This window comes from Pseudomonas sp. Irchel 3E19, from assembly GCF_900187585.1.
Taxonomy (GTDB): Bacteria; Pseudomonadota; Gammaproteobacteria; order Pseudomonadales; family Pseudomonadaceae; genus Aquipseudomonas; species Aquipseudomonas baetica.
This window is the reverse complement of sequence record NZ_FYDT01000019.1, coordinates 47,438-69,742: the sequence shown is the minus strand read 5'-3', so window position 1 is coordinate 69,742 and position 22,305 is coordinate 47,438. Positions and strand designations below refer to the sequence as shown.

The window sequence follows — 22,305 nt, the reverse complement described above, 5'->3', positions numbered from 1 at the left end:
CCGACCTGTTGCTTGCAGATGTGCGCAATCCAACTGTAGGAGCGAGCCTGCTCGCGAAGGCGGCCTGATAGCCACCCAGTCTCTATCTGCTTACACCCAATCAAAATTGTGGGAGCTGGCTTGCCAGCGATGGCAGCCTGACAGCCGACCTGTTGCTTGCAGATGTGCGCAATCCAACTGTAGGAGTGAGCCTGCTCGCGATGACGGCCTTACAGCCACCCAGTCTCTATCTGCTTACACCCAATCAAAATTGTGGGAGCTGGCTTGCCAGCGATGGCAGCCTGACAGCCGACCTGTTGCTTGCAGATGTACGCAATCCAACTGTAGGAGCGAGCCTGCTCGCGAAGGCGGCCTGATAGCCACCCAGTCTCTATCTGCTTACACCCAATCAAAATTGTGGGAGCTGGCTTGCCAGCGATGGCAGCCTGACAGCCGACCTGTTGCTTGCAGATGTGCGCAATCCAACTGTAGGAGTGAGCCTGCTCGCGATGACGGCCTTACAGCCACCCAGTCTCTATCTGCTTACACCCAATCAAAATTGTGGGAGCTGGCTTGCCAGCGATGGCAGCCTGACAGCCGACCTGTTGCTTGCAGATGTACGCAATCCAACTGTAGGAGCGAGCCTGCTCGCGATGACGGCCTTACAGCCACCCAGTCTCTATCTGCTTACACCCAATCAAAATTGTGGGAGCTGGCTTGCCAGCGATGACGGCCTGATATCCGACCAGTCTCTAGCTGACTACCCAGAGCCAGCTCTACCTGCGCCACTTCCTACATTTTTTTCAGAAACCTCTGATCTTGAGCCAGATTGCCTCGGATGCTGTACTCCAGCCTCTGCTTCCCCACGCATCCTGAGTCCGCCTGATGAAAAAGCCGCCAGCATTGAAAGGCAGAACCGACCCGGTGTTCGACTTGTTGATGCGTCCGCCGCACAAGCAGCGTCTGGCGGATTATCTGGCGCTGCTCAAGCCTCTCGATGATCAACATCGTTATCTGCCATTCGAAGCCTTGCGCTTCCGTTGGGCCAGCGGGCTGGATGCCAATTTGTGTTGGGCCCTGGTCAAGAAGGCGCGGGTTGCGCAGTACATCAATTTGTTGCCGCTGGGTGAGCCGGTGCAATGGGGCAAATATTTGCTGACGCCTTCTGCGCAGAAAACCATTTCCGTCGTGGATCGACAAACCACCTCTGCTGCTTTGGAGTACATGACCAGTCAGATCGGTGAGCGGGCGCATTTCAGTTATCTGCTCAATAACCTGATCGAAGACGAAGCCATCGCCAGCAGTCAGCTGGAGGGCGCAGCGACTACCACACGTGTTGCCAAAGACATGCTCAAGCATCAGCGCCAGCCGCGTACGCCAGACGAGCGCATGGTCATGGGGAATTACCGGATGATGAATTTCGCCTGGGAAAAGCGCTACGAGCCTTTGAGTCCGGAGTTGATTGCTGCCATTCATAAGGTCGGCGTAGAGGGGATTGATGACGAACAGTACGCCCCCGGTCTTTTCAGGACGAACGATGAAATGGTTGTGCAGGACGGCGAGGGCAATACCGTGCATAGACCCCCACCTGCTGCCGGGTTGGTCTCGCGTCTTCAGAAGCTTTCGGATTGGATCAATCAGCCCACAGACCTGCCTCAGCAGGCGAACCAGCTGCACCCCTTGATAAAAGCGATCACGCTGCATTTCGCCTTGGGCTATGAGCATCCGTTTCGTGATGGGAACGGGAGGGTCGCCAGGGCGTTGTTTTACTGGTTCATGTTCAAGAATGAGTTCGCAGCGTTTCGCTACATTGCGATCAGCCTGCTGCTGCGTAACGCGCCAGTGAAATATGGGCGTTCATATCTGCATACCGAGAACGATGAAATGGATCTGACGTATTTCATCGAGTTTCAGTGTTCGGTGATTCTGCGAGCAGTGGCTGGTTTTGCTGATGTCTACAGAAAAAGCGTGGAGTATTCCGAGGCCTTTGAGCAATGGTTGATACGTTCAGGTTTTTTTGATCGGCTGACGGAAAAACAGCGGGCGGTGTATCAGGTCGCCAAGAGCGGGGTGGCGAAAAAGGTTACAGCGAGCAACGTCAAGGAGCACCTTTGCTGCGCTTATTCCACGGCGGTTTCGACGCTCAACGGTCTGGTGGAGTTGCAGGTTTTCGAAAAGCGCAAATTGGGTCGTGAGTGGGTATTTTTCTTACGCGCCCCTCTAGCAAACGCAATACAAAACGGGAGCGAAATATCACGCTCCCGTTTTCTGTCAGCTTAGAGCGTTCCAAACACCTTCTTTGCCAGACTCGTCGCCGCAGCGGCAGGGTTGTTGCGGATGGTTTCTTCCTGTTTGCCGATCATTTCAAACAAGCCGTTGAGCGCTTGTTCGGTGACGTAGTTTTCGACGTTGGCGCTCTTCGCGTCTACCACGCCGAAGGTTGCGGCCTGGCCGGCGAAGGCGTTGTATTTCTGCGCCACGCCTACCTTGTCGGTGGCTTGTTTGACGATGGGCAGGAACTTGGCGCGGATCTGTTCGCGACTGGATTTATCCAGATACTGGGTGGCCGAGTCAGTGCCGCCGCTGAGGATGCCTTTGGCGTCGGCCACGCTCATTTTCTTCACGGCGTCGACGAGGATCGGCTGGGCCTGGGTCACAGCGCTTTCCGCGGCTTTGTTCATGGCGGTTTCCAGTTCTTCGACCTGGGCGCCCATGCCGAAGGCTTTCATTTTGCTGGCGGCTTTGCCGAGTTTGCCCGGCAGTTCGATTTTCACATCCGGGTTGTTGCTGAAGCCGCCCGGGGTACCTAATTGTTTGACGGCCAGTTGTGCGCCTTGGGTCAGGGCGTCCTTGAGGCCGCCGGTGGCGTCTTGTTGCGACAGGTCACTGAGCGACAGGGCCATGGTGCTGGCGGAGATCATCAGGCCCGCGCACAGGCCGGCGAAGCGAAGGGTAGGGCGGAGCATGGCAGCTTCCTTGTTTCAGAAAATGAATTAACGAGCGGCGTCGACGCGGATTTTCAGCGGCTGCGGATCGTTGCCGTCGAGTTGCACGGCGTGGTTTTCGGTGGTGATGAACATCAGTTCACCGTTGACTTCGATGCGCGCGCTGACCGAGTAGCGGTGGCCGGGTTTGACCTGGGCCGGATCGTAGCTCAAGTGGAACGGCAGCGGCACCTGGCCATTGACCGGGCCTTTCTGTTCGTCGAGTACCACGGCTGGCGCGTCGGCCAGTGACACGTCTTGCAGGCTCACGCTCAGGGTCGCGCTCGGTGGCAGGGCGATGCGTTGCAGGTAGAACACTTCGCCGTCGAGGCCCATCTTGCCGGCGGGTGTGGTCGATTGGCAGGCGCTGAGCAGCGTGGCGGCTGCGAGAATAGTCAGTTTTTTCATGGAAAATCTCCTTTCATTGTGGGAGCGGGCTTGCTCGCGAAGGCGATTTAGCATTCAACATTTCAGTTGTCTGACACTCCGTCTTCGCGAGCAGGCTCGCTCCCACCAGGTTTTCATCAGGCGTCGGGCTGTGTGGCGACCTGATCGGCGGCGTCTTCACTGCGATGCAACGCCACCTGGCGGATCGACAAGCGAATCTCCGCCGGCAACACGCGTTTGGCCGCGCCTTCGGCGAGTTCGCCGAGCAACTCGTGATAACTCAGCTTGCCGGCCTCGTCGCGGCGCAGCACGTCGAGGTCGAGCAGGGTCTGGATGAAGTGGCGGAACAGGCTCTTGTCGAAGAATTCCGGGGCATTGAGGCCGTGCAGGATCGACAGGCGCTGGGCCATGACGGTGCACAGGTCTTCCAGTTCTTCGGCGCTGATGGTGTTTTGCCCGGCGTTGAGCAGCAGCGACACAGTCATGTAGAAGCGCTGCAAGGTCTGCGCGATGCTTTTCGACAGCAGGGTCAGCAACACGAAGTGCCGCGAACTTGGCGCCGGACGCATGTACACGTCTTTCTCGAAGCGCAGCAGACCTTGCTCGACAAACGCTTCCAGCCACTGATCGACCACGGCATCGAGTTCGTCCAGCGACCAGCGTATGAACAGCTCCGATTGCAGGTACGGATACAGCGCGCGGGTGTAGCGCAGGATCTGTTCGCGGCTCATGCGCGAGGTGCTCTGGAAGAAACTCGCCAACAGCGCCGGCAGGGCGAAGATGTGCAGCACGTTGTTGCGGTAGTAGGTCATCAGAACGGCATTTTGCTCGTCCAGATAAAGAATCTTGCCCAGCGCGTCGTTCTGCTCGGACAGCAGGTCCATGTCCTTTACATGCTCGATCAGCGCGCGACCATCGCCGTCGGGCAACGTGGTGTGCGGCGAGTAGGGAACCTTGCGTAACAGGGCCAGGTACAGATCCAGCACTCGCGCCATGGCTCGGTCGTCCAGCGCCAGGCGCGTGGTCGAGAGCAGCGCCAGCGCCACCAGGTTGACCGGGTTGATCGCCGCCGCTTCGTTCAGATGCTGCGCGACTTTCTCGCCGAGGCGGTTGGTGGTTTCGTTGAGCCATGCCGGTTTGTACTGCGGGCCGAGCTCCTGCTGGCGCCAGTCCGGTTGTTCGGCGTCGAGGAATTCCGCCAGTTTGATCGGCTCGCCGAAGTTGACGGCGACCTGCCCGAAGCGCTGCTTGAGCGCGCCGATGACTTTGAAGATGTCGAAGATCGATTCTTTCTTCTTGCTCGCCCCGCGCAACTCGCCGAGGTAGGTGCGACCTTCCAGTACGCGCTCATAACCGATGTACACCGGCACAAACACGATGGGCATGCGCGACGAACGCAGGAAGCTGCGCATCGTGATCGCGAGCATCCCGGTTTTCGGTTGCAGCATGCGCCCGGTGCGCGAGCGCCCGCCCTCGACGAAGTATTCGACCGGGAAGCCTTTGGTGAACAGGGTGTGCAGGTATTCGTTGAACACCGAGGTGTACAGCGGATTGCCCTTGAACGTGCGGCGCATGAAAAACGCGCCGCCACGGCGCAGCAAGCTGCCGATCACCGGCATGTTCAGGTTGATCCCGGCGGCGATGTGCGGCGGGGTCAGGCCGTTGCGGAACAGCAAGTACGAGAGCAGCAGGTAGTCGATGTGGCTGCGGTGGCACGGCACGTAGATCACTTCGTGACCTTGGGCGACCTTTTGCACGCCTTCGATGTGGTTGACCTTGATGCCGTCGTAGATTTTGTTCCAGAACCAGCTCAGCACCACTTCCAGAAAGCGGATCGCGGTGTAGGTGTAGTCCGAGGCGATCTCGTTGCCGTAGCGCAGGGCCTGAGCCTTGGCTTTCTCCGGGGAGATGTTTTCGCGCTCGGCTTCGTCGAGGATCGCTTGCTTGACCAGTGGCTGGTTGAGCAGGCCTTTGACCAGGTTGCGCCGGTGGGAAATGTCCGGGCCGATCACCGCCGCTTTCAGATTACGGAAGTGTACGCGCAGGATTCGCTGGGCCATGCGCACGGTGCGTTCGTGGCCCTTGTTGTGCTCGATCAGCTCGCGCAGATGGATCGGCGCCGAGAACTGCACGCGGGTTTTACGCCCGAGAACAATGATGCTCAGCAGGCGACGCAGGCGCCCGGTGACCGCCCAACTGTCGGCAAACAGCAGCTTCCACGGGCTGTTTTCGCTGTCCGGCGACTGACCCCAGAACACACTGACCGGAATGATCTGCGCGTCTTCGGCGGCGTTCTGGGTGAGGGCGCTGACAAGACGCGTCAGGGTCGGCGGCGCACCGCGTTTGTCCTGACGGCCGAGCCAGTCCGGGTCCGGCGTCAGATAGAAGAACGCGGCAGGCTCAATCAGCGAACCCACCGACACCGGCAGCACCGGGCGCGGCAGGCCGGCCTTGGTGCACTCGGTGTCGACCACGGCCAGATCGGTCAGCGATGGGTTTTGCAGGACGTAGAACACCGGACGACTGCGGTCGAGGTTGAGGGTGAACGACGACTGGTTGATCGTCTCCGAGCGAACCCAGAGGTACAACAGTCGGCGCAAGGTGCCAAACACAAGACGGCGAAACGGGGAGCGGGTCATACGGCTTCTGCGTGAGTGGATAAAACCGAGCAGATGCTCGGGCGGTCGATAGTGTGCCGTATTAGTCGAAAATCGGCAAAAAAGCGGCGAAGTAAACTCCTGTTGAGAGTTTTCGTGCCTGTCATATACTCGGCGGTCTGTCGCCGGGGCCCTTTTATGGACGTCGGACGCAGGCTGACGTTCCTCAAAGGCTTTCCTGCGAAAAGCCTGTTCAATAATAAAAAAGGAGTATGAACAGATGGCAACACGTGAAACCGGCAACGTGAAGTGGTTCAACGACGCCAAGGGCTACGGCTTCATTCAGCGCGAAGACGGGGTGGACGTGTTCGTGCACTACCGCGCGATTCGCGGCGAAGGGCATCGGTCGCTGACCGAAGGCCAGCAGGTCGAGTATGCGGTGGTGACGGGTGACAAGGGCTTGCAGGCTGAGGATGTTGTAGGCCTGTAAGTCCCTGAAAACCACTGTGGGAGCGAGCCTGCTCGCGAATGCATAGTGTCAGTCGATATGAATGGTGACTGATACACCGCATTCGCGAGCAGGCTCGCTCCCACATTTGTATCGGCGTTGCCTGTTGTTAAGCGGTTTTCCAAGTGATTTCTTCTTCACCGTCTTCGCTGATGCGCATCCAGCGATCCGCTGTCTCCTCACCTTCTTCTTCAACCCACGTGCCCGGTGCACAACGCACTTCAACGTTCAGCGCAGCAAATGCGGCGCGGGCGCAGGCGATGTCGTCGTCCCATGGGGTCGCATCGCTTTCCAGGTACAGGCTGTTCCACTTGCCCACGGCTTTGGGCAGCCAGGTCACCGGGATGTTGCCGGCCTTGCACTTGTAGGTCTGGCCCTTCTGCACCCAGTCACTGCACGGGCCCAGCGCTTCGCCCAGCCAGGCCGAAATGGCCTTGTGGTCGACGTCGGCGTCTTTCAGGTAAATCTCGATATCCGGTTGGCGCATGGATGTCCTCACTGCGGGTCTGAAAAATCCATTCGCGGATTTAGCCGGCCCCGGGCATTTGCCCGAGACCAAAAGTTATTGAAGAACGAAATAATCGTAGCGCATCGATACGGTGGTCTCGAACGGCTCGGCCTGTTCGATCACCGCAGCGCGACGCTCGGCACTGGCGCGCCAGCCGTGGGGTGTCATCGCCAACATGTTGGCTCGATCCTCGGGCTTGTCCAGCGTCAGTTTGAATTCCAGGGTTTCACTGTGCGCCAGCGCCATGCCTTCCGGCACCAGGGCCAGATGCTTGTCGTCGGTGTATTCGCGCACTTCGTCGTACAGACGTTCGCGCAGTTCCATCAAATGGCCGCTGGTCGGGCCGACTTTCATCAGGCCGCCGCCAACACTGAGCAGGCGTTTGGCTTCTTCCCAGTCCAGGGGACTGAAAACGCTGGCGAGAAACTGGCAACTGCCCGACGCCAATGGCACGCGGGCCATGCTGGCGATCAACCAGGTCAGTTGTGGATTGCGCTTGCACGCACGTTTGACCGCTTCGCGGGAGATGTCCAGCGCGTAGCCATCGGCATCCGGCAGGGCTTCGGCGATTTGCGCGGTGTAATAACCCTCGCCACAACCGATGTCGACCCAGCGTGCCGGCGCGTAACTCGCTGCCAGCTCGGCCAGACGCTTGGCCACCGGCGCGTAGTGCCCGGCGTTGAGGAAATCACGGCGGGCTTCAACCATCGCCTGATTGTCGCCAGGATCACGGCTGTTCTTGTGCTGCACCGGCAACAGGTTGAGGTAACCCTGCCGTGCGCGGTCGAAACGATGCCCGGCGGGGCAGACCACGCCGTTGTCCACCGCATTTAGCGGCTCACTGCAGATCGGGCACGCGAGCATCAGGCGAGCAACTTGATCAGGGTCTGGTAGTAGATCTCGGTCAGCACGTCGAGATCGGCGGCCAGTACACGCTCGTTGACCTGGTGAATGGTCGCGTTGACCGGGCCCAGTTCAACCACTTGTGTGCCCATGGTCGCAATGAAACGGCCATCGGACGTGCCGCCGCTGGTCGATGCCTTGGTTTCGCGGCCGGTGATGTCCTTGATGCTCGACGACACCGCGTCGAGCAGCGCGCCCGGCTCGGTGAGGAATGGCAGGCCGGACAGCGCCCAGTCGATGTGCCAGTCCAGACCATGCTTGTCGAGGATGCCTGCAACGCGCTTCTGCAGGCCTTCGACCGTGGATTCGGTGGAGAAACGGAAGTTGAACACCGCCACCAGGTCACCCGGAATCACGTTGGTCGCGCCGGTACCGGAGTTGACGTTGGAAATCTGGAAACTGGTTGGCGGGAAGAAATCGTTGCCGTGATCCCAGTGCTCGGCGGCCAGTTCGGCCAGCGCCGGAGCCGCGAGGTGGATCGGGTTCTTCGCCAGATGCGGATAGGCCACGTGACCCTGCACACCGCGCACAGTGAGCTTGGCGCCAAGCGAGCCGCGACGGCCGTTTTTCACCACGTCGCCCACCAGCGTAGTGCTCGACGGTTCGCCGACGATGCACCAGTCCAGACGCTCGTTACGCGCGACCAGACGTTCGACCACGGCTTTGGTGCCGTGGTGCGCCGGGCCTTCTTCGTCGCTGGTGATCAGAAACGCGACCTTGCCTTTATGGTTCGGGTAGTCGGCGACAAAGCGCTCGGCGGCGACAGTCATCGATGCCAGGCTGCCTTTCATGTCTGCCGCGCCACGGCCGCAGAGCATGCCGTGTTCATCGATGATGGCGTTGAACGGATCGATCTGCCAGGCGGTCACCGGGCCGGTCGGCACCACGTCGGTGTGACCGGCGAAGCACAGCACCGGGCCGTCGTTGTTGCCGTGAATGGCCCAGAAGTTATCCACATCCTCGATGCGCATTGGCTCCAGCGTGAAACCGGCATCGCCCAGGCGCTGCATCATCTGCTTCTGGCAGTCGGCGTCGACCGGCGTCACGGACGGACGGCGGATCAGGTCGATGGCGAGTTGGAGGGTCGGCGAAAGGTCGGCGTGGGCCGTCATGGAAAACTCCGAAGATCATGAATGTGGGCGCGGACTAACTGTGGGAGCGGGCTTGCTCGCGAAAGCGATTGATCAGTCAACATAGATGTTGAATGTTACAAAGCCTTCGCGAGCAAGCCCGCTCCCACAAGGGATACGGTTATCACGCCATGCCCCGCAAAATGGCGGTTATCTTAAAGCAAAACGGCGACCATTGGCCGCCGTTTAGTGCTTCGGTGAGGATTTAGACGGCCGGTGCCGGCTCTGGCGACGCTGCCGGTTTTGGCAGCGACGACAGGAACGCCATGATCAGCGCTGCCAGATACGGTAGCGATTGCACCAGCAGCATGGCCACCCAGAAACGCATATCGTTGCTTGGAATGCCTTGCACCAGATAGATCCCCAGCGCCGCGCCCCACAACAGCAGCATGATGAACAGCTCTTCCCGTGCTTCGGAAATCGCCACCCAGAAGCCGTGGTTGTCGGCGTTTTTCGGTGTGCGGAAGAACGGAATGCTGCTGGTGAAGAAACCGTACAGCACCGCTTTGGCGATGGTGTGCGACAACGCCAGCCCGGCCAGTGCCGCGCAGAATGCATCTTTCAGGTTCACCCCCACCGCGCGGCGATACAGGAAGATGATCTTGCCGACCTTGAACACGAACAGCGCCAGCGGCGGGATCGCGAAGATCAACAGCGGCGGATCGACCCGTTGCGGCACGATGATCATCGCCGCCGACCACAACAGCGCGCCGACGGTGAAGAAGATGTTCATGCCGTCCGCGACCCACGGCAACCAGCCCGCGAGGAAGTGATAGCGCTGGCCGCGAGTCAGTTCGGTGTCCTTGCCGCGCAGCAGGCTGCCGGTGTGACGCTTGATGATCTGAATCGCGCCGTAGGCCCAGCGGAAGCGCTGCTTCTTGAAGTCGATAAACGTATCCGGCATCAGGCCTTTGCCGTAACTGTCGTGGTAATACGCCGCCGACAGGCCTTTTTCGAATACACGCAAGCCGAGTTCGGCATCTTCACAGATACACCAGTCAGCCCAGCCCAACTCTTCCAGAACCGAACGGCGAGTCATGGTCATGGTGCCATGCTGGATAATTGCGTCGCGGTCGTTACGGGTGACCATACCGATATGAAAGAAGCCCTTGTATTCGGCGTAGCAGAGCTTCTTGAAGGTGCTTTCGTTCTGGTCGCGATAATCCTGCGGCGACTGCACCACGGCGATTTTCGGATCGGCGAAGTGCGGCACCATGTGCTTGAGCCAGTTCGGGTGTACGCAGTAATCGGAGTCGATTACCGCGATCACTTCGGCGTCCTTGGCGGTGTGCGGAATCAGGTAGTTCAACGCGCCGCCCTTGAAGCCTGCCAGTGGCGCAACGTGGAAGAACTTGAAGCGCGGGCCGAGGGTTTCGCAGTAGTCGCGCACCGGTTCCCAAACGGCTGGGTCCTTGGTGTTGTTGTCGATGATCAGGACTTCGTAGTCCGGATAATCGAGCGCCGCCAGTGCGTCGAGGGTCTGTTTGACCATCTCCGGCGGCTCGTTGTAGCAAGGCACATGGATCGACACTTTTGGCCGGTAGCTGGAATCGCCCTCAACCGGCAGGAATTCTCGTCGACGCTTGTGAATCCACACCGCTTCGGCCAGTTCATGCGCTTCGGTGAGCAACACGATAAACACCCCGAGCGCACCGAGCGCCAACAGGAAGCCCACCGTCAGGCTGAACCACGTGCTGTATTGCAGGCTGTAGTCATAACCGATCCAGACCAGCACCGACCCGCAAAGGAATGCTATGAAGGTCAGGAAGATCCGCCCGCGCTGGCGCAGGGCCGAGCCGTCGATCATCAACAAGGTCAGCGACAACAGCGCCAATACCACCGAACCGACCGCCAGCACACGCCATTGCGGGATCGCGACGACCGGGCCTTCGAAGTTGAATTTCTGCTGGCGCGCGGCGTTGAACACGCCCCAGTAGGCGCCCACCGAACCTTCGTCACTGGCTTTCCACGGCTGGTCGAACGCTTCGATCACGAAGTAGTTGAAGCCCTGGCGATTGAGTTTGTTGACCAACGTCCGCAGGTAGATCGCCTGATCCGCCGGCGATGCATCGGCGCCGCCGCGCATACGGCCGTTGCTCGGCCAGCCCACTTCGGAGAGCAGCAGCGGTTTTTTCGGGAACAGCTTTTTCAGGTCGCGGGCGCGGTCGAAAACGAACTGGCCGGCCTTGTCGACGGGAATGAATTCCCAGTAAGGCAGAACGTGCGCGGCGATCAGGTCGACGTGCTTGGCGAGCTCCGGGTGTTCTTCCCAGACGTGCCATTGTTCGGAGGTGGTCACCGGGACTTTCACTGCCGCGCGTACACGATCAAGCAACACGCTGAGTTGCTCGGCAGTGATTTCCTTGCGGAAGATCGCTTCGTTACCGACGACCACACGAACTACGCTGCGCGATGTGTTGGCCAGTTCGATGGCGCGCTGGATTTCCCGTTCGTTGCGTTCCTGATCGGGGCTGATCCAGATCCCGAGGGTCACGCGCAAACCGAACTCTTCAGCCAGTTTCGGGATGTCTTGCAGGGAACCGTCGACCGAGTAGATGCGGATGTTGTCCGTCAGCTTGCTCATGATCTCGAGGTCGCGGCGCATTTCTTCGTCGGAAGGGTACTGATCCTTCTGCGGGAATTGCCCTTGCTGGAATGGCGAATAGGAGAAACCGGAAATCTGCTCCGGCCAGTTGGGCGCGGAGACCGGGCGATTGATCAGTGCCCAGAAGCCGGTGAACAGGGCGGCGATTGCCAGAACCACCACCAGGTTGAGACCAAATTTACGCGATGACATAGCTGTTTCAGGTTCCAAAGGCTGTGGAACGGAGGATCGGTAGGCTATACGCCAATGGGGCGCGCATCCTACACCGGTAGTTCGCAAGTCGTACAACAGACAGGAAATTGCCTGACATTGGGCAATCCGCTTTGACTTAAGTTCTTACACTTGTAGATCGAAGGTTAAAACTTGTCGCTGCGTAGCCCTATAATGCGCGCCGGTTTTTGGGGTAATGGTCATGAGTACAGAAGATCCGCGGTTTGCAGGCATCGCCCGTTTGTATGGCATCGAAGGCATGGAGCGCTTGCGCGCGGCCCATGTGGCGATCGTCGGCGTCGGTGGCGTCGGTTCCTGGGCGGCGGAAGCCATGGCCCGTTGTGGTGTCGGCGAGATTTCGCTGTTCGACCTCGATGACGTCTGCGTGAGCAACGCCAACCGCCAGTTGCACGCGCTGGACAGCACCGTCGGCAAACCCAAGGTCGAAGTGATGGCCGAGCGTCTGCGCGGGATCAACCCGGATTGCACCGTGCATGCGGTGGCGGACTTCGTCACGCGCGACACCATGGCCGAATACATCACGCCGGACATCGACTGCGTGATCGACTGCATTGACGCCGTCAACGCCAAAGCGGCGCTGATCGCCTGGTGCAAGCGCCGCAAGATTCAGATCATCACCACGGGCGGCGCCGGTGGGCAGATTGATCCGACGCTGATTCAGGTCTGCGATCTGAACCGTACTTTCAACGATCCGTTGGCTTCGAAAGTGCGCTCGACTTTGCGTCGTGACTACGGCTTCTCGCGTACCGTGACCCGCCATTACAGCGTGCCGTGTGTGTTTTCCACGGAACAACTGCGTTATCCGAAGCCAGATGGCAGCATCTGCTTGCAGAAGAGTTTTGTCGGTGATGGCGTGAAACTGGACTGCGCGGGCGGGTTTGGTGCGGTGATGATGGTGACGGCGACGTTCGGCATGGTCGCGGCGACCAAGGCTGTGGACAAGATTGTGGCGGGTGTTCGTCGCCCGGCGGATCGAGTCAAACCTCAGGTTTGATGCTGGGGCTGATGGCCCCTTTGCGAGCAGGCTCGCTCCCACATTGGAATGCGTTCACATGTGGGAGCGAGCCTGCTCGCGAAGGCGATTAACCTGCCAACTCATTCATCCGCTTAAGCACGGCATTGAGGCCATTGCTTCGCGAGGGCGATAGCTGTCGCGAAAGCCCTAGCTGATTGAACCAGTCCGGCAGATCCACTTGCTGCAGTTCAGCAGCGCTCAGACCATTGACTCGCAACAGTAACAACGCTACCAACCCACGAATCATCCGTGCATCGCTGCTGGCACTGAATTGCCAGTGGCCGTCCTGCAACTCACCCACCAACCACACTTGGCTTTCACAGCCATGTACCCGGTTGGCGTCGCACTTGTCTGCGTCATTCAACGGCGGCAGACGATCACCAAACTGCATCAACAACCGCGCCCGCTGTTCCCAACCGGCGGCATTCTGAAACGTTTGCAGCGCCTCGGCAGCCTCGACCGGCAAGCTCATCGCAACAACTCCAGCGCCTGATCCAGCGCTTCGAAAAAGCGCTCCAGATCCTCGGAGTCGTTGTACAACGCCAGCGACACGCGGATCGCCCCGGCCAGTTCGAAGCTTTTCAGCAGCGGCATGGCGCAGTGGTGCCCGGCGCGCACGGCAATGCCTTGCTCGGTCAGCAGATGCGCGAGATCGGCGTTGTGCACGCCCTCGACGACAAAACTTGCCAGCGCCAGTTGCGGCGTGCCCAGCAGGCGAATGCCATTGCGTGCTTCGAGGCCTTTGAGCAGGTAGTCATGCAGCGCCGCTTCGTGGGCAGACACGGCGTTTTGATCCAGGCCGGCCAGGTAATCGAGCGTCGCACCAAGGCCGATCACGCTGGCAATCGGCGGTGTACCTGCCTCCAAACCCAAGGGAGCGGGGCGGAAGCGTGCGTCGTGATAATTGGCTTCCAGCACCATCTCGCCACCGAACTGCCACGGTTTCAGTTGTTCCAGCGCTTTATTGCGCCCGAACAACACGCCGAGGCCGTCGGGGCCGTACAGCTTGTGGCTGGAAAACACATAAAAGTCGCAACCCAGCGCCTGCACGTCATGTCGACCGTGCACCACGCCTTGGGCGCCGTCGACCACGGTCAGCGCGTTCTGCGCCTTGGCCATGCCCAGCAGCGCCGGTAGCGGTTGCCAGGCCCCCAGCACATTGGACAACTGGCTGACCGCCAGCAAGCGAGTGCGCGGGCCGATCAAGTGCACAGCGGCGGCGAGGTCGATCAGGCCGTCGTCATCCAGTGGCAGGATCACCAGTTTCAGAGCGCGACGTTGCGTCAGTTGCTGCCACGGCAGCAGGTTGGCGTGATGCTCCAGGGCGCTGATGACAATTTCATCGCCCGGCTGGAAAAGATGTTCCAGGCCATAGGCCAGGAGGTTCAGCGCACTGGTGGCGCCGTGGGTGAAGATGATCTGCCCGCTGTCACCGGCATTCAGCCACTGGGCAACCTTGAGGCGGCTGTCTTCGAACGCCTGCGTGGCATGTGCGCCGGGAAGATGCTGCGCGCGATGCACGTTGGCCGCGCCATTGGCGTAGTAATGCGTCAGCGCGTCGAGCAGGGCCTGGGGTTTTTGCGTGGTGGCGGCGTTGTCCAGATAGGTCTGGTCTTGCCGTTGCAAAGCGGCGATGGCCGGGAAATCGGCGCGCCAGGGGGAGGGAATCATCATCTGTTCAGCCCTGTGAACTTGGGCGGATATACACCGAACCTTGTGGGAGCGGGCTTGCTCGCGAAAGCGTCGTGTCAGTCGACATCAAGGGTGACTGACAAACCGTCTTCGCGAGCAAGCCCGCTCCCACAGAAGGTCATAGCGGCACTTAGTTGTGAGCGTGCAGCGCTTCGTTCAGTTCGATCGCCGACTTGTGGGTTTTGCACTCCACGGCACCGGTTTCCGAATTGCGACGGAACAGCAGGTCGGTCTGACCGGCCAGCTCACGTGCCTTCACGACTTTGACCAGATTGTTGTGCTCGTCCAGCAGCGCGACTTTGGTGCCGGCGGTCACGTACAGGCCCGACTCGACGGTGTTGCGGTCGCCCAACGGGATACCGATACCGGCGTTGGCGCCGATCAGGCAGCCTTCGCCGACCTTGATCACGATGTTGCCGCCGCCCGACAGGGTGCCCATGGTCGAGCAGCCGCCGCCCAGGTCCGAGCCCTTGCCGACGAACACGCCAGCCGACACGCGACCTTCGATCATGCCCGGGCCTTCGGTGCCGGCGTTGAAGTTGATGAAACCTTCGTGCATCACGGTGGTGCCTTCGCCTACGTAGGCGCCCAGACGCAGACGTGCAGCGTCAGCGATACGCACGCCGGCCGGCACCACGTAGTCGGTCATTTTCGGGAACTTGTCCACCGAGAACACTTCCAGCAGTTCGCCGCGCAGACGGGCTTCGAGTTGCAGCTCGGCCAGTTCGCTCAGGTCGATTGCGCCCTGGCTGGTCCACGCCACGTTCGGCAGCAGCGGGAAGATCCCGGCCAGGCTTACGCCGTGCGGCTTGACCAGACGGTGGGACAGCAGGTGCAGCTTCAGATAAGCCTCAGGCGTCGAGGTCAGTTGCGCATCTTCGGCCAGCAGGGTAGCGACCAGCGGCTTGTGGCTCTCGGCCAGACGGGTCAGCAGTTTGCCTTGAACGGCGTCGATGCCTTTGAGCGCTTCAGCCAGTTGCGCAGCCTGTGCGGTGGTGAAGGTGATGGCCTGGTTGCCTTCGGTGTAACCGAGGATCGGTGCAACGGCAGCGACCAGTTCGGCCGAAGGGTTGAGCAGTGGCTGTGCGTAGAACACTTCCAGCCAGGCGCCTTGACGATTCTGAGTGCCGACACCAAAGGCGATGCTGAACAGGGAATTGGACATGTGAATACCTCTGCAAAAAGTGACGGGCTGCTTATTTGAGCGCGGCCGCGTAGATGTCTGGCTTGAAGCCAATCAGGGTTCGGTCACCGAGATCGAGCACCGGGCGCTTGATCATCGAGGGTTGAGCGAGCATCAGTTCGATGGCTTTCACTTGGTCGAGATCGGCTTTACGTTCGTCATCGAGTTTGCGAAAGGTCGTGCCTGCACGGTTCAACACCGTTTGCCAGCCGTGCTCGTTACACCATTGGGTCAGGTGCTCACGGTCGATACCGGCAGTCTTGTAATCATGAAAGTCGTAGCTGACAGCGTGTTCATCGAGCCAGGTGCGCGCCTTTTTCATGGTGTCGCAGGCTTTGATGCCGAAAAGGCGCAACGTTTTACTTGAAACGGTCAAGGAATCGCCCCCTTTACAGGTGCTGGGAAAAAATGGTCTTGGATTATGCCATGAGCCTTCGGTTAAAGCGCAAAACCTGTGGGAGCGAGCTTGCTCGCGAGGGGGCCGTCGCAGTCAACATCATTGTTGAATGACCTAGGGCATTCGTGAGCAAGCCCGTTTCCACAAGGGAAATGCAATTCCCGTGGCTTTGTACAAATGATGGCAAGTGGCTACAAAGTTGTCTTGTTGCGATGTGGGTGAAGGCGTAGCATGCGCGCCCTCGATCAGCCTGCTGAATCGATTATTGCAATTTGACACGGATAGTTATGACTGCGCCCTCCCGTTTTTTTGTCTCGCTGCTGACCCTCTCTTTCACGACATTCACACCCTTGGTCGCTGCCAGTGCCGAACGTGCTGACCTGCTTGGGGTGTATCGGCAAGCGGTTGAACACGACTCTCAACTGTCCGCCGCCCGTCATGATTATCTGGCTCGCCGCGAAAGCGTGCCGCAAGCCCGCGCCGGGTTGCTGCCCACCCTCAGCGCTGGAAGCACAGTGGAATCGGTGCGCCTGCAACGTGACGAGCCGGGCCTGACTCGCACCCGCAGTACTTCGGTGTTTCAGGCCAACCTCAATCAACCACTGTTTCGTGTCGACCGCTGGTTTCAACTCGAAGCGGCGCAGGCCAGCAGCTCGCAGGCCGAACTTGAATTGGGCGCCAAGGAACAGGGGCTGGTTCTGACCGCAGCCCAAGCCTATTTTGAAACCTTGCGTGCGCTGGATTTGCTCGCGGCTTCCAAAGCCGAGGAAGCCGCGCTCAAGCGGCAACAGCAACAAGCGCAGGCGCGTCTGGAAAATGGTGCGTCAAGCATCACCGACGTGCTCGACGCCCAAGCTGCGTACGACAACGCCAACGCCAACCGCAAGCTTGCCGAGCGCAAGGTCGATGATGCATACGAAGGGCTGTCCCGTCTGACGAGTCAGGACTATTCGTCGATCGACGGTATCGAGCATCAACTCCCGGTGGAGCTTCCGGCCCCCAACGACGCCAATGCCTGGGTCAGCCGTGCAGTGCAGCAAAACCTGGCGTTGCAGGCCAGCAGTTACGCAGTGATTGCCGCCGAGCAGACCAACCGCCAGCGCAAGGCGGGTTATGCGCCGACCATCGATGCGGTGGCGTCCTGGCGCAAGGGTGACAACGACAGTTTCGGCTACAGCAATCCCACCGATTTCGGCCGCGATGGCTACCGCGACAATGTCGCCCAAGGCAGCATCGGGGTGGAGTTGAACATCCCGTTATACAGCGGCGGCATGACCCGCTCGCAGGTGCGCGAAGCCACCGAGCGTCTGGCGCAAAGTGAGGACGAGCGCGAGGACCGCCGCCGCGAAGTGGTGCAGAACACGCGCAATTTCTATCGTGCGGTCAATTCCGATATCGAGCAGGTGACTGCCCGCCGGCAAACCATTCGTTCGAGCCTGGCGTCGGTCAAGGCCAATCAGGCAGGCCGGAATCTGGGCTCGCGTAACACTGCTGACGTGCTCAACGCCGAGCGCCAGTTGTATGGCGCGGTGCGTGAGTACAACAACGCTCGTTACGACTACATCATCGATACGCTCAAGCTGAAGCAGGCGGCCGGGACCTTGAGTCCCGCCGACCTGAACGATCTGGCGATGTACCTGAACAAGGACTATGACGCGGATCGCGATTTCCTGCCGCCAGAGGAGCGCAAGTCGCTCTAACGGGCGCGTCATACACCCGAGTGAGATCAACCTTGGAGAAGTGATGTCGTTTTGATACCAATTGTTTCAAAGCTGATATAACCTATTGAAAGATTTATGAATTTATTGTCGCTAAGCGGCATGCATGGAAGCTTATGAGTGATCAAGGAAGGGGCGCTGAGTCGTCTACGCCAGACACCGGTCTCGTGTGTCTGGTAATGCTTGCCCGTTTTCATTCGGTGGCAGCATCCGCCGAGCAATTGGCACATGAGTTCACTCCGGCCAATCAGCCTTTCACGCAACGTGAGCTGCTGCTCGCCGCCCTCAAGCTGGGCCTGAAGGCCAAGTCGGTGAACACCACCGCCGCCCGTCTGGACCGCACGCCTTTACCAGCGATTGCCGTCGCAAACGACGGCACGTTTTTCATCATCGCCAAGCTTGATCAAGGTCAGGCACTGATTCAGGACCCGCGTGCCGCGCGACCGGAAGTGATTACGCTCCAGGAACTGGCCGCACGCTGGAGCGGTGAACTGCTGCTGGTGCGCTCGGAGTCGACGCTGGCCGGCGAAACTTCGCGCTTCGATTTCACCTGGTTCATTCCCGCCATCGTCAAATACCGCAAGCTGCTCGGGGAAGTGCTGCTGGTGTCATTTGCCTTGCAACTGTTTGCGCTGGTCACGCCGCTGTTTTTCCAGGTAGTGATGGACAAGGTGCTGGTGCATCACGGCCTGACTACCCTCGACGTAATCGCCGCCGGGCTGCTGGGCATCATGCTGTTCGAGTCGGCCCTGAGCGGTTTGCGCAGCTACGTGTTTGCCCACACCGCGAGTCGCATCGATGTGGAGTTGGGCTCGCGCTTGTTCCGGCACCTGATCAACCTGCCGCTGGCCTATTTCCAGGCGCGCAGGGTCGGTGATTCGGTGGCCCGGGTGCGCGAGCTGGAGAACATCCGCAGCTTCCTCACCGGCAACGCGATCACTTTGTTGCTGGACGTGCTGTTCTCCGTGGTGTTCGTGGTGGTGATGTTCTATTACAGCGGCTGGCTGACCCTGATCGTGTTGCTGTCGTTGCCGTTGTACGTGCTGGTGTCGCTGTTCATCACGCCGCTGCTGCGGGCCAGGTTGGAGGACAGCTTCACGCGTGGCGCCGAGAATCAGGCGTTTCTGGTGGAGACCGTCAACGGCATCGACACGGTGAAATCCATGGCTGTCGAGCCGCAAGCCATCCGCAAGTGGGATAACCAGATGGCCGCATACGTCGCCGCTGGTTTCAAGACCCAGACCCTGTCCACCATCGCCAATGAAAGCGTGTCGCTGATCGGTAAACTGGTCACGGTCGCGACCTTGTGGCTGGGCGCTCGCCTGGTGATCGACGGGCAATTGTCGGTGGGCGAGCTGATCGCCTTTAACATGCTTGCCGGTCGCGTCAGCGGGCCGATCATGCGTCTTGCGCAACTGTGGACGAGCTTCCAGCAGACCGGCGTTTCGGTGCAGCGTCTGGGCGACATTCTCAACACCCGTACCGAATTGTCCCAGGCCACACGCAGTGCGTTGCCGCCGCTCACGGGCCAGATCGAATTCGACCAGGTGCATTTCCGCTATCGCGCCGACGGTTCGGAAGTTCTGCGTGGCGTCAGCCTGCAAATCGCTGCCGGCGAAGTGATCGGGGTGGTCGGGCGCTCCGGCTCCGGCAAGAGTACTCTGACGCGATTGCTGCAACGTTTGTACGTGCCAGAACGCGGCCGGGTGCTGGTCGATGGCATGGACCTGGCCCTGGCGGACGTCTCCTCCCTGCGTCGACAGATCGGCGTGGTGTTGCAGGACAACATGCTGTTCAACCGCAGCATCCGCGAGAACATTGCCCTGAGCGATCCGGGCGCGCCACTCGAAGCGGTGATGCACGCGGCCACCATGGCCGGCGCACATGAGTTCATTCTGGAACTGCCCGAAGGCTACGACACCATGGTCGGCGAGCACGGCACCTCGCTTTCCGGCGGCCAACGGCAACGGGTGGCCATCGCCCGTGCCTTGATCGGCAATCCGCGAATCCTGATTTTCGACGAGGCCACCAGTGCGCTGGACTACGAGTCCGAGCGGATCATCCAGCAAAACATGCAAAGCATCTGCGCGGGGCGCACGGTGATCATCATCGCGCATCGATTGTCGGCGGTACGCGATGCCAATCGCATCCTCGTAGTCGATCGCGGACAGATCGTCGAACAGGGCAGCCATGCCGAATTGCTCACCCATCAGGCCGGCCACTATTCGCGCCTGCATCGCATGCAACAGGGCTGATCAGCCCTTCATGTATTCGTAGTTCGCCGCCCCCATTTCGGATGCGGTGGCAGTCACTGTATTCCGGATTCAAGGATCGATTTCCCATGAGCGCAACGCCCTCATTAATGCAGCGTTACCGTCACGCCTGGCGCGAATCCTGGCGTCAGCGCAAACAGATGGACAGCGTGCCGCGCCTGCGCCATGAAGCACAGTTCCTGCCCGCCGCGCTGGAGTTGCAGGAAACCCCCGTACACCCGGCGCCAAGAATCTTTATCTGGAGCATCATGGGCTTCGCAGTGCTGGCGCTGTTGTGGGCGTACGCAGGCAAGATCGAAGTGGTGGCGGTCGCCTCCGGGAAGATCGTGCCGAGTGGCAAGACCAAATTGATTCAATCCAGTGAGACGGCGGTGGTCAGGGCTATTCATGTCAGCGACGGTCAGGCGGTGAAAGTCGGTGAGTTGCTGGTCGAACTCGACCCGACGGCTGCTGACGCCGACGTCAGACGGATTCAGAGTGACTTGCTTGCCGCCCGCATCGACGGCGCCCGCAGTGCAGCGATGCTCGATGCGATCAATCAGCACAAACCACCGGCATCGCTGATCGGCGCAATCACTGACGCCGATCCGCAACAGGTGCTCAGTGCCCAGCGCTGGCTGCAAGGGCAGTATCAGGAATACCGCAACAGCCTGGAATTGGTGGACGCGGAAATCCAGCAGCGCAATGCCGAAATCCAGTCTGCCCAGGCCCAGGTGGCCAGCCTTCGGCAAACCGTGCCGATTGCCACGCAACTGGCCGAGGACTACCAGCGCCTGCTCGCACAACAATACGTCGCCCGCCACGAATACCTGGAAAAAGAACAGGCGCGCCTCGACCTGCAACGCCAATTGAGTGTGCAGCAAGCCAGCGTCTTGCAATCCACCGCCGCGCAAGGCGAAGCGCGACGTCGACGCGAAGGTGTGGTCGCGCAAAATCGCCGCGCCATGCTCGACCTGCAACAGCAGGCCAACCAAAAAGCCGCGAGTCTGGTCGAGGAACTGACCAAGGCCCGCTACCAGGAAACCCTCACCAGCCTCACTGCGCCGGTGGACGGCACCGTTCAGCAACTGGCGATTCACACCGTCGGTGGTGTCGTCACTGCGGCCCAACCCTTGATGGTCATCGTGCCCGCCGACCAACCGGTGGAAGTGGAAGCCATGCTGGAAAACAAGGACGTCGGCTTCGTCCGTGCCGGCCAGCCGGTCACAGTCAAGGTCGAAACGTTCACCTTCACCAAGTACGGCACGGTTGCCGGTGAAGTCCTCAGCGTCTCCAGCGACGCCATCGACGATGAAAAACGCGGTCCGGTCTACAGCACCCGCATCCGCCTGAAAACCGATCATTTGATGATCAACGGCCAACGCGTGGCGCTGGCGCCGGGTATGTCAGTGACGGCGGAAGTGAAGACCGATCAGCGACGGGTGATCGAGTACTTCTTGAGTCCGTTGCAACAACATATGGATGAGAGTTTGCGTGAGCGTTGAGTGTTGACGGATTCAGGTGGGAAACAGTCAGGATTGAAACGATAAATCCTTCAACGTCCATGAAATCGGAAACGTTATGAAATTCAAGGTGGGTCATTTGAGCATTGTTCGTGGGTTGAAATTGATACTGCTGGTGGTGGGTGCTCTGACGATTCTGAAATATGGCGCCATTACCCTCTTATCGCTTAGTTCTGATTCCGATGATGATGTGACGAAGCTGGCTTATTTGTCTCCAAACGGAAAGTACAGCGCTGTTCACGTCACGCGTGCAGGCGGGGGCGCAATAGCGCCGTTTTGCTCGGACACGGTTTTTGTTTTTAACAGTCGGCAGACTATCGATGAAGTAATTGCTCACTCCGAATACCAGGTTTATTCAGCTGAGTGTGATGTTTTTTTTGACCACGAAGCTTCACCGGCAGTGAAGTGGAATTCAGACAATGATCTTCAAATCGATTTTGCAATCGGTGCAACCCGGATCGTGAGCCGAGACGTCAAGCTGCGTGCCTCGGACGCTTCCGGAAAGATACAGATCAGGTTTTCTGCTTATCGCTAGAAAGGGAATTTTCAAGTTTCCTCTTGAACGATCAAGAGGGTTTTTAAAGTAAGGGAAGCAAGTGGCTAAACTGACGTTGATGCAGGGGCAATTTGGCAAGGACAGTTTTACTGTACAAACCAAAGATGGAACACTCGTTGCGGCGAAATGGCTGAGTG

At 59.5% G+C, this 22,305-nt stretch carries 18 protein-coding genes; 7 read left to right on the top strand and 11 right to left on the bottom strand.

Annotated features, from left to right (window positions below; all coding sequences use genetic code 11):
* Positions 1-864: 864 nt before the first annotated feature.
* Positions 865-2,259 carry a Fic family protein gene (locus CKW18_RS14335; protein ID WP_095189387.1) on the top strand — a complete coding sequence of 465 codons (1,395 nt, stop codon included), beginning with the start codon at positions 865-867 and terminating at the stop codon, positions 2,257-2,259.
* Here CKW18_RS14335 and CKW18_RS14330 read toward each other — a convergent pair.
* From CKW18_RS14330 to plsB, 3 genes are all read right to left on the bottom strand, one after another.
* Positions 2,256-2,945, bottom strand: coding sequence for a DUF4197 domain-containing protein (locus tag CKW18_RS14330; protein WP_095189386.1), 690 nt, complete (start codon positions 2,943-2,945; stop codon positions 2,256-2,258). The genes CKW18_RS14335 and CKW18_RS14330 overlap by 4 nt on opposite strands.
* A 27-nt stretch (positions 2,946-2,972) precedes the next feature.
* Complete coding sequence (locus CKW18_RS14325) at positions 2,973-3,371, bottom strand: YbaY family lipoprotein (protein WP_095189385.1); 399 nt, start codon at positions 3,369-3,371, stop codon at positions 2,973-2,975.
* Positions 3,372-3,487: 116 nt separating this feature from the next.
* A complete protein-coding gene (gene plsB, locus CKW18_RS14320; protein ID WP_095189384.1) occupies positions 3,488-5,989 on the bottom strand; it encodes a glycerol-3-phosphate 1-O-acyltransferase PlsB in 2,502 nt (833 codons plus the stop codon).
* A 238-nt stretch (positions 5,990-6,227) separates the two neighbouring features.
* On the opposite strand from plsB, the gene CKW18_RS14315 reads away from it, so the two are divergent.
* Entirely contained in the window at positions 6,228-6,437 is a 210-nt protein-coding gene (locus tag CKW18_RS14315) for a cold-shock protein (protein ID WP_095189383.1), read from the top strand.
* A gap of 127 nt (positions 6,438-6,564) precedes the next feature.
* Here CKW18_RS14315 and CKW18_RS14310 read toward each other — a convergent pair whose 3' ends face one another.
* The 4 genes from CKW18_RS14310 to CKW18_RS14295 all read right to left on the bottom strand — a co-directional run bounded on the left by CKW18_RS14310 (position 6,565) and on the right by CKW18_RS14295 (position 11,793).
* Positions 6,565-6,942: a hypothetical protein gene (locus CKW18_RS14310; RefSeq protein WP_095189382.1), complete on the bottom strand. Its 378-nt coding sequence runs from the start codon at positions 6,940-6,942 to the stop codon at positions 6,565-6,567.
* A gap of 75 nt (positions 6,943-7,017) precedes the next feature.
* Complete coding sequence (locus tag CKW18_RS14305) at positions 7,018-7,827, bottom strand: putative RNA methyltransferase (RefSeq protein ID WP_095189381.1); 810 nt, start codon at positions 7,825-7,827, stop codon at positions 7,018-7,020.
* Entirely contained in the window at positions 7,827-8,978 is a 1,152-nt protein-coding gene (gene dapE / locus CKW18_RS14300) for a succinyl-diaminopimelate desuccinylase (protein WP_095189380.1), read from the bottom strand. The genes CKW18_RS14305 and dapE overlap by 1 nt, the downstream gene beginning before the upstream one ends.
* Positions 8,979-9,201: 223 nt before the next feature.
* On the bottom strand, positions 9,202-11,793 hold the full coding sequence (locus CKW18_RS14295) for a glycosyltransferase (protein WP_095189379.1): 2,592 nt from the start codon (positions 11,791-11,793) through the stop codon (positions 9,202-9,204).
* A gap of 214 nt (positions 11,794-12,007) precedes the next feature.
* Between CKW18_RS14295 and tcdA the strand changes: the two genes are divergently transcribed.
* Positions 12,008-12,826 carry a tRNA cyclic N6-threonylcarbamoyladenosine(37) synthase TcdA gene (gene tcdA / locus CKW18_RS14290; RefSeq protein ID WP_095189378.1) on the top strand — a complete coding sequence of 273 codons (819 nt, stop codon included), beginning with the start codon at positions 12,008-12,010 and terminating at the stop codon, positions 12,824-12,826.
* An 88-nt stretch (positions 12,827-12,914) separates the two neighbouring features.
* Here the strand turns inward: tcdA and CKW18_RS14285 are convergent, their stop codons facing one another.
* From CKW18_RS14285 to CKW18_RS14270, 4 genes are all read right to left on the bottom strand, one after another.
* Positions 12,915-13,319 (bottom strand): SufE family protein, encoded by a 405-nt coding sequence (locus tag CKW18_RS14285; protein ID WP_095189377.1) that lies wholly within the window; start codon positions 13,317-13,319, stop codon positions 12,915-12,917.
* Positions 13,316-14,521: an aminotransferase class V-fold PLP-dependent enzyme gene (locus CKW18_RS14280; RefSeq protein ID WP_095189376.1), complete on the bottom strand. Its 1,206-nt coding sequence runs from the start codon at positions 14,519-14,521 to the stop codon at positions 13,316-13,318. Before CKW18_RS14280 ends, CKW18_RS14285 begins: the two co-directional genes overlap by 4 nt.
* Before the next feature lie 148 nt (positions 14,522-14,669).
* A complete protein-coding gene (gene dapD / locus CKW18_RS14275; protein ID WP_095189375.1) occupies positions 14,670-15,704 on the bottom strand; it encodes a 2,3,4,5-tetrahydropyridine-2,6-dicarboxylate N-succinyltransferase in 1,035 nt (344 codons plus the stop codon).
* A 31-nt stretch (positions 15,705-15,735) separates the two neighbouring features.
* Positions 15,736-16,098, bottom strand: coding sequence for an ArsC family reductase (locus tag CKW18_RS14270; RefSeq protein ID WP_095189374.1), 363 nt, complete (start codon positions 16,096-16,098; stop codon positions 15,736-15,738).
* A gap of 308 nt (positions 16,099-16,406) precedes the next feature.
* Here CKW18_RS14270 and CKW18_RS14265 point away from each other — a divergent pair, with 308 nt between their 5' ends.
* The 4 genes from CKW18_RS14265 to CKW18_RS14250 all read left to right on the top strand — a co-directional run bounded on the left by CKW18_RS14265 (position 16,407) and on the right by CKW18_RS14250 (position 22,147).
* The gene (locus CKW18_RS14265) at positions 16,407-17,819 is read left to right on the top strand and encodes a TolC family outer membrane protein (protein ID WP_095189373.1); all 1,413 of its coding nucleotides are present in this window, start codon (positions 16,407-16,409) and stop codon (positions 17,817-17,819) included.
* A 134-nt stretch (positions 17,820-17,953) separates the two neighbouring features.
* Positions 17,954-20,092, top strand: coding sequence for a type I secretion system permease/ATPase (locus CKW18_RS14260; protein WP_095189372.1), 2,139 nt, complete (start codon positions 17,954-17,956; stop codon positions 20,090-20,092).
* 86 nt (positions 20,093-20,178) lie between these two features.
* Positions 20,179-21,594 (top strand): HlyD family type I secretion periplasmic adaptor subunit, encoded by a 1,416-nt coding sequence (locus CKW18_RS14255; RefSeq protein ID WP_095189371.1) that lies wholly within the window; start codon positions 20,179-20,181, stop codon positions 21,592-21,594.
* Between the two features lie 76 nt (positions 21,595-21,670).
* Positions 21,671-22,147 (top strand): hypothetical protein, encoded by a 477-nt coding sequence (locus tag CKW18_RS14250; RefSeq protein WP_077571314.1) that lies wholly within the window; start codon positions 21,671-21,673, stop codon positions 22,145-22,147.
* Positions 22,148-22,305 lie beyond the last annotated feature (158 nt).